This window comes from Paeniglutamicibacter quisquiliarum (assembly GCF_019084045.1).
GTDB lineage: Bacteria > Actinomycetota > Actinomycetes > Actinomycetales > Micrococcaceae > Paeniglutamicibacter > Paeniglutamicibacter quisquiliarum.
On sequence record NZ_JAHRED010000006.1, the window covers coordinates 178,172 to 189,877 of the forward strand.

General features: G+C 63.1%; 14 protein-coding genes. All 14 read left to right on the top strand.

The window, feature by feature from the left end; translation table 11 throughout:
* Positions 1-135: 135 nt before the first annotated feature.
* The 14 genes from tuf (at position 136) to rpsQ (ending at position 11,630) form a co-directional block, all read left to right on the top strand.
* Positions 136-1,326 carry an elongation factor Tu gene (gene tuf / locus KRR55_RS12495; protein ID WP_217389418.1) on the top strand — a complete coding sequence of 397 codons (1,191 nt, stop codon included), beginning with the start codon at positions 136-138 and terminating at the stop codon, positions 1,324-1,326.
* Between the two features lie 214 nt (positions 1,327-1,540).
* Entirely contained in the window at positions 1,541-5,593 is a 4,053-nt protein-coding gene (locus tag KRR55_RS12500; RefSeq protein ID WP_217389419.1) for a hypothetical protein, read from the top strand.
* 46 nt (positions 5,594-5,639) lie between these two features.
* Positions 5,640-5,768, top strand: a complete 129-nt coding sequence (locus tag KRR55_RS20525) for a hypothetical protein (RefSeq protein ID WP_256449173.1) — start codon at positions 5,640-5,642, stop codon at positions 5,766-5,768.
* Positions 5,769-6,312: 544 nt separating this feature from the next.
* Positions 6,313-6,621: a 30S ribosomal protein S10 gene (rpsJ, locus tag KRR55_RS12505; RefSeq protein ID WP_003803825.1), complete on the top strand. Its 309-nt coding sequence runs from the start codon at positions 6,313-6,315 to the stop codon at positions 6,619-6,621.
* 19 nt (positions 6,622-6,640) lie between these two features.
* Positions 6,641-7,291 carry a 50S ribosomal protein L3 gene (rplC, locus tag KRR55_RS12510; protein WP_217389420.1) on the top strand — a complete coding sequence of 217 codons (651 nt, stop codon included), beginning with the start codon at positions 6,641-6,643 and terminating at the stop codon, positions 7,289-7,291.
* 4 nt (positions 7,292-7,295) lie between these two features.
* Positions 7,296-7,898: a 50S ribosomal protein L4 gene (rplD, locus tag KRR55_RS12515; protein ID WP_217389421.1), complete on the top strand. Its 603-nt coding sequence runs from the start codon at positions 7,296-7,298 to the stop codon at positions 7,896-7,898.
* Positions 7,895-8,197 (top strand): 50S ribosomal protein L23, encoded by a 303-nt coding sequence (gene rplW / locus KRR55_RS12520; protein ID WP_217389422.1) that lies wholly within the window; start codon positions 7,895-7,897, stop codon positions 8,195-8,197. The genes rplD and rplW overlap by 4 nt, the downstream gene beginning before the upstream one ends.
* 30 nt (positions 8,198-8,227) lie before the next feature.
* Positions 8,228-9,067, top strand: coding sequence for a 50S ribosomal protein L2 (rplB, locus tag KRR55_RS12525; RefSeq protein ID WP_217389423.1), 840 nt, complete (start codon positions 8,228-8,230; stop codon positions 9,065-9,067).
* 12 nt (positions 9,068-9,079) lie between these two features.
* Positions 9,080-9,361, top strand: coding sequence for a 30S ribosomal protein S19 (gene rpsS / locus KRR55_RS12530; protein WP_068731512.1), 282 nt, complete (start codon positions 9,080-9,082; stop codon positions 9,359-9,361).
* Positions 9,362-9,418: 57 nt separating this feature from the next.
* On the top strand, positions 9,419-9,784 hold the full coding sequence (rplV, locus tag KRR55_RS12535) for a 50S ribosomal protein L22 (protein WP_071212937.1): 366 nt from the start codon (positions 9,419-9,421) through the stop codon (positions 9,782-9,784).
* Positions 9,785-10,615 carry a 30S ribosomal protein S3 gene (rpsC, locus tag KRR55_RS12540; RefSeq protein ID WP_217389424.1) on the top strand — a complete coding sequence of 277 codons (831 nt, stop codon included), beginning with the start codon at positions 9,785-9,787 and terminating at the stop codon, positions 10,613-10,615. It abuts the gene before it with no gap.
* On the top strand, positions 10,616-11,032 hold the full coding sequence (rplP, locus tag KRR55_RS12545) for a 50S ribosomal protein L16 (RefSeq protein ID WP_217389425.1): 417 nt from the start codon (positions 10,616-10,618) through the stop codon (positions 11,030-11,032).
* A gap of 2 nt (positions 11,033-11,034) precedes the next feature.
* Positions 11,035-11,343, top strand: a complete 309-nt coding sequence (gene rpmC / locus KRR55_RS12550; RefSeq protein WP_217389426.1) for a 50S ribosomal protein L29 — start codon at positions 11,035-11,037, stop codon at positions 11,341-11,343.
* Positions 11,343-11,630 carry a 30S ribosomal protein S17 gene (gene rpsQ, locus KRR55_RS12555; protein WP_132358666.1) on the top strand — a complete coding sequence of 96 codons (288 nt, stop codon included), beginning with the start codon at positions 11,343-11,345 and terminating at the stop codon, positions 11,628-11,630. Before rpmC ends, rpsQ begins: the two co-directional genes overlap by 1 nt.
* Positions 11,631-11,706 lie beyond the last annotated feature (76 nt).

Sequence of the window (11,706 nt, forward strand, 5' to 3'; positions counted from 1 at the left end):
TAACGGATCCACAGTAGGATCCCGCAGCTAACCACAATTTAAACATTTCACTAAGCCCCCAGTAGACTTGCATAAGTTCGCCCGCGATCCGAGTGGGCGAGGTACGTCTTCTGTAAACGTTTCTAGGAGGAACCTGTGGCAAAGGCAAAGTTCGAGCGGACCAAGCCGCACGTCAACATCGGCACCATTGGTCACGTTGACCACGGTAAGACCACGTTGACGGCCGCCATTTCGAAGGTGCTTGCTGACAAGTACCCGGATTTGAACGAGCAGCGCGACTTCTCGCAGATTGACTCTGCACCGGAAGAGCGCCAGCGCGGCATTACCATCAACATTTCTCACGTCGAGTACCAGACCGAGAAGCGCCACTACGCGCACGTTGACGCCCCGGGTCACGCTGACTACATCAAGAACATGATCACCGGTGCTGCACAGATGGACGGTGCAATCCTCGTGGTTGCCGCCACTGACGGCCCGATGGCTCAGACCCGCGAGCACGTTCTGCTCGCCCGCCAGGTTGGCGTTCCCTACCTGCTGGTCGCACTGAACAAGTCCGACATGGTTGACGACGAAGAGCTCCTGGACCTCGTGGAAATGGAAGTTCGCGAACTTCTCTCCTCGCAGGGCTTCGACGGCGACGAGGCACCTGTTGTGCGCGTTTCCGGTCTGAAGGCACTCGAAGGCGACCCGGTTTGGGTCAAGGCCGTTGAGGACCTGATGGAAGCTGTCGACAACCACGTGCCGGACCCGGTTCGTGACCGCGACAAGCCGTTCCTGATGCCGGTTGAAGACGTCTTCACCATCACCGGTCGTGGCACCGTTGTTACGGGCCGCGCCGAGCGTGGAACCCTCGCCATCAACTCCGAGGTCGAGATCGTCGGCATCCGCCCGGTCCAGAAGACCACGGTTACCGGTATCGAGATGTTCCACAAGCAGCTCGACGAGGCATGGGCCGGCGAGAACTGTGGTCTGCTGCTTCGCGGCATCAAGCGCGAAGACGTAGAGCGTGGCCAGGTCATCGTGAAGCCGGGTTCCATCACCCCGCACACCGAGTTCGAGGCCAACGTCTACATCCTCTCCAAGGATGAAGGCGGACGTCACAACCCGTTCTACTCGAACTACCGCCCGCAGTTCTACTTCCGCACCACGGACGTCACCGGCGTTATCACCCTGCCGGAAGGCACGGAAATGGTTATGCCCGGCGACAACACCGAAATGTCTGTCGTGCTGATCCAGCCGATCGCCATGGAAGAGGGCCTCGGCTTCGCAATTCGCGAAGGCGGCCGCACCGTTGGTTCGGGACGCGTTACCAAGATCACCGCGTAAGTTTACTTCGCAGATCTTGACCTAACGGTCTAGAAGAGACCCCCGCAGCACTGTTTCGACAGTGCGGCGGGGGTCTTTTCATGTGCCCGTGGACATGTGGAAAACTGCCCGGACATTTATATCCATCAGATAGTTTGAATGCGCTACGCTGTAAGACGCATGCCGAGCCGGATCGCCGGGGGCGCAAACTCATAGGTGAAGGCAGGAAACCGAGATGGATTGGTTCATCGGGGTCGTCGTGGCGGTGCTCATGTTCTTCGCGGGGCTCTTCCTGGGGAAGCGCCTTTCGGCCACGAAGGAGGCGGCCCGCCGACCCGCCGCGGTGAAGTCGCCGGATCGTACGGAGCTGGCGGAGGCCTGGCAACTCGGCTTCGACGCGGCCACGCGGGCCACCCATCCCTCGGACGCCCCGGCCGACTTGCCGCTCCCGGAGGCGAATGCACCGGTAGCGCCCGGAGCGGAACGCCGCCCTGCACCGGCCGGCGCGCAACCGTTCTCCCCGGGCGGCCCCGTCTCACAGGTTCCTCCCGAATCCGCGCCGACGATGCGGCCCGCGGCGCCTCCATACGTCCCACCGGTGCCGGTCGACCCGCGGGTGCGGGCACTGCGCAACATCAACATCACGCTGTATGTCGCCGCGCTCCTGCTGGTGGCCTCGGCATCGCTGTTCATCTCCCTTGCCCTGCCTGCGCAGGCCAAGGTCGTGGGCCTGGGCATCGTGGCCCTCGGATTCTACGTCGCGGGACTGGTGATGCATGCGCAAAGCGAGCGACTTCGCCCGGCGGCCGCGGCCTTCACCGCTACCGGGCTGGCGCTGATCCCGATGACCGGGCTGGCACACTACCTGCTGCTCTCCGAAACCCCCGGTGCAAGCTGGTTCGCCACCTCCATGGTGGGCACCGCGGCCTTCGTCTATGCCGCGGGACGGCTGCAGTCCAAGGTCGTCGCCGGGCTCGCCACGACCTTCCTGGTCTCCACCGCCTATTCCGGAGGCGCGGTGCTCAACCGCGGGCTGATCTACTACTTCCTCTTCAGCATGCTGCTGGCCACCGCCATCACGCTGGTGGGCTTCCTGCGGCCGCGCTGGATAGCGAACATCTACCTGCAGTCCTTCACGATTGCCCACCGGTACCTGGTTCCCGCGACGGTGCTGGCGGCAGTGCTGTCGACGGCGGTGCTTGAGGCCATGGACTACGCCTGGATTTTTGCGGCGGCTGCCGTGTACTACGCGGTGGCGCTCTTCTCCTCCCCTGCCCGCGAGCGCTTCTGGCATTTGGCCGCGGCCCGTGCGGCGGGGATGGTCAGCATCGGCTCCTTCCTGCATGCTGCCGAGGTGTCCTCGACGGACATCTTCCGCATCATGGCAGCCCTGCTGTTGCTGCAGCTTGTGTTGCTGGCACACCGGGCCGGGCAGTATTCACGCAAGCTGCGGGTGCACCCGCGCCTGGTCAAGCGGGAAACCTGGGTGCTGGTCGCCCTTGCGGCGGTTTGCACCGTCCTGGGGGCCGAGGAATTCCTGCGCGATCCCGGAAGCACCGGCGCCGGGCAGCGGCTGGACCTGAACTGGGCGCTGGCACTGCTGGTGCTCTGCGGACTTGTTGTCGGGGCGAAACTGGGTGGAAACTTCCGCTGGATTTCGCTGGGAGCGGCCGCACTCTCATTCGCCGAACCCGGCGATGGAAGCCAGGGGCGCCAAGGCATCGTGATCGCCGCCGCCGTGATCGCCACCTGGCTGTTGGCGCGCGGAGCCACCGGCAGGGGGCGGCATCTGCTGCGTTGGGCGGCGCGGATCTCCTCCGTCGTTGCGGCCGGGGCGCTGTTCGCCTTCGCCGCGGCGGGGTGGGTGCTGTTGCCAAGGCATTCCGGGGTCCTGGGGACCGGCTCCGGTTCCGGCGACTCGGCGGCGCTGGGTAGTGCCATCGAAGTGGCAAGCCTGGTCGGTGCCACGTTGGCGCTGATCCTTCAGGTGGGCTGGTCCGCCGCCGCGCTGCGCAGGAGCGGACCGGTCGGTGCGGTGTCAGGGCCCGCGGGGACGGCCCGTTTCCACGAGGCGGGTGAATCGCTCATCTTTGCCGGGGGAGTTGCATGCGCTTCGGGCACGCTCTGGTTGCTGGCGGCGTATATGCGCTGGGGTGCTCCACTGATCCATGCGGACGTGGACAGGAGCGTCGTTGGTTGGAGCACGCTGTTGTGGCTGGGCTACCAGTGGGACCTGATCCTGATGTGGTTGCTGGTTGTCGCGGGGCTTGTCGGCGCCACCTTGGTCCTGGGCCATGTGCGCTCGGCGGCACCGGTTGCCGCGGACAACGCCAAGGGCAAGCCCGCCAGCGGGTCCTCGCCGCGAGCGGAATTGGGCCCTGCCACCCTCGTTCACCTGGGCGGATTGGTCGCCCTGGCCGCCGGCCTGGCAATCGCTTTGGACAGGCACCCGTCGTGGATGGTGGAACTTGTTGCGCTGCTGGGACTGGGGTATGCGGGAATCCGCATCCTGGCGGGCACCGAGACCCGCGTACGTGTCGGCTATGCGGTTCTGGCCCAGGTGCTGTTCTCCGGCACGGCCTGGCATGTGGCGGATCGTTTCCACATGGACGGGCACGGGCAGTACGCGCTCCTGGCCTTCACCATTGCCTTGGCGCAAACCGTGCGCGCGCTGCTGGGCCGGCGCGCCGCCGCGGCGGGGCTGGGCGACCCACGCACCGTCCTGAGCGTTGCTGCGCTGGCGCTGCTGCTGTTGATCCCGGCCGCCTACCTGGCTGACCGGTCCGGCGGACTTGACCAGGCCAGCCTGCTTATCCAGTGCCTGTGCCTGTCGGTCTTCGCCGGAGTGCTCGTGAAGACCCAGGCCGCACGCGCTGCGTCCTTCCGCTATGCGTCCATTCCCGCTGCACTCGGGTTCCTCGGCCTGGTGCTGACTCCTGCCCTCGACGGGGACCTGCGGACCGGCGGCTGGCTGCCCATCCCGTTGTGGGGCGAGGAAGCGGCGAGCACCATGCTGGTGCTGCTGCTGGTTGGGATCCTGGTGGCGGAACTTCGCGGCGTGGGCGGGGCCGGGTACCGCTGGGTGCGGGCAACGGTGGGGGTGATGTACTGGGTCCCGCTGATCGGAATGCACGGGAGCTCCGAACCCGGATGGCAGGTCATCGCAGGCCTGCTCGGGGCTGCAGGTGTCACCATCTTCGCTGCCACCTGGGGCGTCCCGTTGCTCTTGCTCGGCACTGCGGTGCTGGTGCTGCTGGCCTCGCTGCGCGGCGTCGAGCTCATCCACGCCCTGGCCGGGGAACCGGGGAGCGAACCGCTTGACAGCATGATCGGGCTGGGCGCGACCTCTGTCATCCTGTTGATCATGGCGGTCTTCGGCGGGCGATTTGGCGCGGAGCCGGTGGGCTTCGCGTTGGTGGCCAGACGGAGAACGGGCTGGGGGCCGGCCCACGCACGGGTGCTCTTTACCGCTTCACTGGCGGCACTGGGCCTGGGCGGATTGCTGGGCCAGGTCGATGGCGTGGATCGGTACGTCTATGCCGGGGGATTGATGCTGATGATTGCGGTCTTCGCGGCCGCGGCCCTGGAGGTGCCGGCGCGATGGAAGGAAACCGGATACGAGGTCGCTGCCTTGGCCGGTGCCGCAGTCATCCACCGTTGTTGGTGGGTCGGCGTGGACGGGACAGGCGCCTTCGCCGCCTTCTACTACTGGATCATTGTGCTGGCGCTCCTGGCTGTCTACGAGTTTTCGCGCAAACGCGAGCGGAACGCGACAGTTGTCCTGGGCGCCTCCGCAGCGCTGCTGTCGATGGCGGGTCTGGGGACAATTGTTTCCTCCAGCGTGGCCCAGCAGCTGGTGGTCTTGCTGAGCTTCACCGTATTGCTCGTCTTTGGCTTGCTGACCACCCGCAAGATCTTTACCATCTGGGGAGCCGTCGGGGTCGCGGTTGCAGTGCTGTGGTTCCTGCGCGGATTCACTTTCCTCCTGTTGCTGCTCATCGCCGCGGGCCTGATTGCCCTGGCCTTGTGGAAGCTGGGGAAGATGAACAAGGGTGCGCAAAACCAAACCGCCCCGGGCCACGGGTATCCGCCGGCAGGTGGCGTTGAACCAACAGTCGATGGCACCAACGCCCCCCACCGGACTGCCGAAATCCCCGGAGGACGGACAGGACCTGGACGCGAGGCGCCGAAGGAGACCCGAGTCCAGGAACCGGGAGCCCAACAGCAGCCAAGCGGCATGCCGTGGATGCGGCCGCGCGGCCAGGACACCGGCGATGAATCACGCTGACCCCGCAAGTGGTGACCGGTGCCCGGTCGGGCGCTAGGCTGGCAGCATGAAGTTCTTGATAGTCGTGCTCATCGTGGTGGTAGTCGTCGTGGTCGTCATGCGCGTGCGCAAGCAGTTCTCCAGTGAGATCGCGCGGGCGAAGGACATCCGGCGGGCCAACGGCGACGAACACTAGCCGAGGCGGAACGGGCGCAGTGAGCTTGTTCACGCGCCGATGCCCGGGTCGGGAAACCGATGCGGATGCTCCGACCGGAATTCCGGCGATTTTCCCTCCTCCGGCACCGCGTGAAGTTCCGTTCCGGACGCCTTCGCGCCCGGCGGCCTCCGGCGGGGGAGAAAGCAGATTTGGTGTTTCGGCCCGAAACCTGACACACTAGACAAGTTGTTCATGAGTATTTCCATGCTCTGTGTCTGCTGATCGGGAAACCGACACCGGGGCACGGGGTTTCAACCGAGATTGTGTCTCACCCGGGATAATGCCCGGGGCTGGGGAGCAATACAACCGAATTTTTGGAAACATTAACAATGTCCCCCACGTATCCATCGGATTCGTATCGCTTTCAAACGCGACACGCCCGAGCGCGGGGGTCGGGCTTCGGCGGATTGAGGAACCCGGATTTATCCGGATTCAGTTCGATGCGAGGCGTGCCGGTCCACTATTGGACCCGTAGGGCACAGTAACTGTACAGAGAGTGCTAATTAGAAAGAGGCATCACGCCATGGCGGGACAAAAAATCCGCATCCGGCTGAAGTCGTATGACCACGAGGTCATTGACGTTTCTGCCCGGAAGATCGTTGAGACGGTGACGCGCGCTGGCGCAACCGTAGTCGGCCCAGTGCCGCTGCCAACGGAAAAGAACGTGTACTGCGTTATCCGTTCGCCCCACAAGTACAAAGACAGCCGTGAGCACTTTGAAATGCGCACGCACAAGCGTCTGATCGACATCATCGATCCGACCCCGAAGGCCGTAGATTCGCTGATGCGTCTTGACCTGCCGGCGGATGTCAACATCGAAATCAAGCTCTAGGGGAGGTGGCGAGAAAACTATGACCGCAACCCGTAATGTCAAGGGACTGTTGGGCACGAAGCTCGGCATGACCCAGGTTTGGGACGAGAACAACAACCTCATCCCGGTAACCGTCGTACAGGCCGACAGCAATGTCGTCACTCAGCTGCGTAACGCCGAGCGCGATGGCTATGTAGCGGTTCAGATCGGCTACGGCCAGATCGACCCGCGCAAGGTCACCAAGCCGCTGGCAGGCCACTTCGAGGCAGCAGGGGTCACCCCGCGCCGCCACGTCGTTGAACTGCGCACTGCCGACGCCGATTCCTACGCCGCAGGCCAGGAACTCACCGTCGAAATCTTCGCCGCTGGCCAGAAGGTCGACGTCGTCGGAACTTCCAAGGGTAAGGGCTTCGCCGGCGTCATGAAGCGCCACGGCTTCCACGGTGCTCCGGCATCGCACGGTGCTCACAAGAACCACCGTAAGCCGGGCTCCATCGGCGGCGCTTCGACCCCGGGCCGCGTGTTCCAGGGCCAGAAGATGGCCGGTCGCATGGGCGCCGAGCGCGTCACCACGCAGAACCTCACCGTTCACGCAGTGGATGCCGAGAAGAACCTCCTGCTGATCAAGGGTGCCGTTCCCGGCGCCCGCGGCCGCGTCGTTCTCGTGCGCACCGCTGTGAAGGGAGCATAACTAAATGTCTAACGCACTCACCGTCGAGTTCCCTTCGGAGATCTTTGACGTTCAGACCAACGTTCCGCTGCTGCACCAGGTCGTCGTGGCCCAGCTGGCAGCTGCTCGCCAGGGTACGCACAAGACCAAGAACCGCGCCGAAGTTTCCGGTGCCGGTCGCAAGCCGTTCAAGCAGAAGGGCACCGGCCGCGCCCGTCAGGGTTCAATCCGTGCTCCTCACATGACCGGCGGTGGCGTTGTCCACGGTCCGACTCCTCGCGATTACAGCCAGCGCACCCCCAAGAAGATGAAGGCTGCTGCATTGCGCGGCGCCCTGTCTGACCGCGCTCGCAACAACCGCATTCACGTCATTGAAGCCCTGGTTGAAGGCACCACGCCGAACACCAAGGCCGCACTGGCCACCCTGCGCGCTCTGTCCGAGCGCAAGAACCTGCTCGTAGTCATCGAGCGCGCCAACGATGTTGCGGCCCTTTCGGTCCGTAACCTCCCCGAGGTCCACGTCCTGTACGTAGACCAGCTCAACACTTACGATGTGCTGGTTTCCGACGACGTTGTCTTCACCAAGGCCGCTTTTGATGCCCTGGTCCAGAAGGAGGAAGCCAAATGAGCACCTTCTCTAAGGCTCCGCACGATGTGGTCATCGCACCCGTCGTTTCGGAAAAGAGCTACGGTCTGATCGACGAAGGCAAGTACACCTTCCTGGTTGACCCGCGTTCAAACAAGTCGGAAATCAAGAACGCCGTGGAAGCCATCTTCTCGGTCAAGGTTGACTCCGTAAACACCCTCAATCGTGCCGGCAAGCGCAAGCGCACCAAGTTCGGATGGGGGACGCGCAAGGCTACCAAGCGTGCGATCGTCTCCCTGAAGGAAGGCTCGATTGACATCTTCGGCGGTCCGCTTTCCTAAGCGGAGACCACTTTAACGAGGAATTAAACTATGGGAATCCGTAAATACAAGCCGACTACCCCGGGCCTTCGCGGCTCGAGCGTAGCCGACTTCGCAGAAATCACGCGATCAACTCCGGAAAAGTCGCTGCTTCGCCCGCTCCACAAGACTGGCGGCCGCAACAACACCGGTAAGATCACCACTCGTCACAAGGGTGGCGGACACAAGCGCCAGTACCGTCTAATCGACTTCCGTCGTCACGACAAGGACGGCGTGCCGGCAAAGGTCGCTCACATCGAGTACGACCCGAACCGCACCGCCCGCATTGCGCTTCTTCACTACATTGATGGCACCAAGCGTTACATCATTGCACCGAACAAGCTCTCCCAGGGTGACACCATTGAGGCCGGCGCAAACGCCGACATCAAGCCCGGCAACAACCTGCCGTTGCGCAACATCCCGGTGGGTACTGTTATCCACGCTGTGGAGCTGCGTCCCGGTGGCGGTGCCAAGATGGCTCGTTCCGCAGGTGCCTCGGTTCAGCTGGTGGCCCGTGAGGGTCGCTTCGCTCAGCTGCGTTTGCCGTCCGGCGAAATCCGCAACGTTGACGTGCGCTGCCGCGCAACCGTCGGCGAGGTCGGAAACGCCGAGCAGTCGAACATCAACTGGGGAAAGGCCGGCCGTATGCGCTGGAAGGGCGTTCGCCCGACCGTGCGTGGCGTTGCCATGAACCCTGTTGACCACCCGCATGGTGGTGGCGAAGGCAAGACGTCCGGTGGCCGTCACCCGGTCAACCCGAACGGCAAGCGCGAAGGACGCACTCGTCGTCCGAACAAGGACAGCGACAAGATGATTGTCCGCCGTCGCCGTACCGGCAAGAACAAGCGATAGGAGCCTGGAAACATGCCACGCAGCCTGAAGAAAGGCCCCTTCGTCGATCAGCACCTTTTTGTTAAGGTCGCTGCTGAGAACGAAAAGGGCACCAAGAACGTCATTAAGACGTGGTCCCGCCGTTCGATGATCATCCCCGACATGCTCGGGCACACGATCGCCGTACACGACGGACGTAAGCACATCCCCGTGTTTGTCACCGAGTCGATGGTCGGGCACAAGCTCGGCGAGTTCAGCCCGACCCGGACGTTCCGCAGCCACGTGAAGGACGACAAGAAGGGCAAGCGCCGCTAACCCGCAAGGGTTTAGCGAGTGCTTAGCACTTCTTCGAGAGACGAGAGAAGGAAAGCAATGGAAGCCAAGGCAATTGCGCGCCATATCCGCGTGACGCCTATGAAGGCCCGGCGCGTCGTCAACCTTGTTCGTGGCAAGCAGACGAACGAAGCACTGGCGATCCTGAAGTTTGCCCCGCAGGCAGCTTCAGAGCCAGTGTTCAAGGTTGTAGCATCGGCAGTGGCTAACGCCCGTGCCGCCGCAGACCGCGAGGGTGTCGCGTTCAACGAAGACGAGCTGTTCATCAGCGAAGCGTTTGTTGACGAGGGTCCGACCATGAAGCGGTTCCAGCCGCGTGCTCAGGGTCGGGCATACCAAATCAAGAAGCGCACGAGCCACATCACTGTGGTCGTCGCAACCCCTAAGAAGGGTGGGGAAGAGTAAATGGGACAGAAGGTTAACCCGCATGGGTTCCGACTCGGTATCACTACCGACCATGTTTCGCACTGGTTCGCCGACAGCACCAAGGTCGGTCAGCGTTACAAGGACTTCGTAAAAGAAGACATCCGTATCCGCGAACTGATGACCGTTGGCATGGAACGCGCCGGCATCGCCCGCGTGGAGATCGAGCGTACCCGTGACCGTGTTCGTGTGGATATCCACACCGCACGTCCCGGCATCGTTATCGGTCGCCGCGGCGCCGAAGCCGACCGCATCCGCGGCGAGCTCGAAAAGCTCACCGCCAAGCAGGTTCAGCTGAACATCCTCGAGGTCAAGAACCCCGAGATCGAAGCCCAGCTTGTTGCCCAGGGCATTGCCGAGCAGCTTGCTTCGCGTGTGGCTTTCCGCCGCGCGATGAAGAAGGCCATGCAGTCGGCAATGCGCGCAGGTGCCAAGGGCATCCGCGTACAGTGCTCCGGTCGTCTTGGCGGTGCAGAAATGTCCCGCAAGGAGTTCTACCGCGAAGGCCGTGTGCCGCTGCACACCCTGCGTGCGAACATCGACTACGGCAAGTTCGAAGCCAAGACCACCTTCGGCCGCATCGGCGTGAAGGTCTGGATCTACAAGGGCGACGTCACTTCCAAGGAACTGGCAGCCCAGGCTGCTGCAGCTCCGGCCCGCGGCCGCGGCGATCGTCCGGGTGGACGTCCGGGTGGACGTCCCGAAGGTGGCGAGCGTCGTCGTCGCCCCGAGCGCAACGCCGCTCCAGGTGCAGAAGCAGCTCCGGCTGTCGAGGCTCCTGCAGCAGCAGTTGCAGAAGGAGGACAGGCTTAAATGCTTATCCCACGCCGAGTAAAGTACCGCAAGCAGCACCACCCCAATCGGAGTGGCGCAGCTTCGGGCGGTACCACGGTAGCCTTCGGTGAGTACGGTATCCAGGCCCTTACACCGGCCTACGTTACCAACCGCCAGATCGAGGCAGCTCGTATCGCAATGACCCGCCACATCAAGCGTGGCGGCAAGGTCTGGATCAACATTTATCCGGACCGTCCGCTGACGAAGAAGCCTGCCGAAACCCGCATGGGTTCCGGTAAGGGTTCGCCGGAATGGTGGGTCGCAAATGTAAAGCCGGGACGGGTTCTCTTTGAACTCTCCGGTGTCAGTGATGAGGTAGCACGCGAGGCCCTGCGCCTTGCAATCCACAAGCTGCCGTTGAAGGCACGCATTGTGCGTCGCGAAGGTGGTGAATAGGAATGGCAATCGGATCCAAGGATCTAGCAACCGAAGCACTGGACGGCTTTGATAACGCCCGTCTGGTCGAGGAGCTTAAGAAGGCCAAGGAGGAGTTGTTCAACCTCCGTTTCCAGTCGGCTACCGGCCAGCTCGAATCGCATGGCAACCTGAAGACTGTCAAGCGCGATATCGCTCGCATCTACACGGTGCTGCGCGAACGCGAGCTGGGCATTCGTCCGGACGTTGTTGTCCCAGTAGAGGAAGCCACGAAGGCCAAGAAGTCTTCGAAGAAGGCCGAAGCTGCTGAAGCAACTGAGGAAGCCAAGTAATGAGCGAGAAGGAGAACGTCGTGGATGCAGCCGCAGAGCGCAACGACCGCAAGACCCTCCGCGGGTACGTGGTTTCCGACAAGATGCAGAAGACCATCGTCGTTGACGTCGAGGACCGTGTAAAGCACGCCCTCTACGGCAAGGTCATGCGTCGCAACAAGAACGTCAAGGCTCACGACGAAGAGAACAGCGCCGGCATCGGCGACCTCGTTCTCATCGCCGAGACCCGCCCGCTGTCTGCCGACAAGCGCTGGCGCCTCGTGGAAATCCTCGAAAAGGCCAAGTAAGCCCTTTCGCTGGTTTTCACTCTGACGTGAACCAAGCAAGACACCCCGGAACCGCTGGACTATCCAGCCGGTGCCG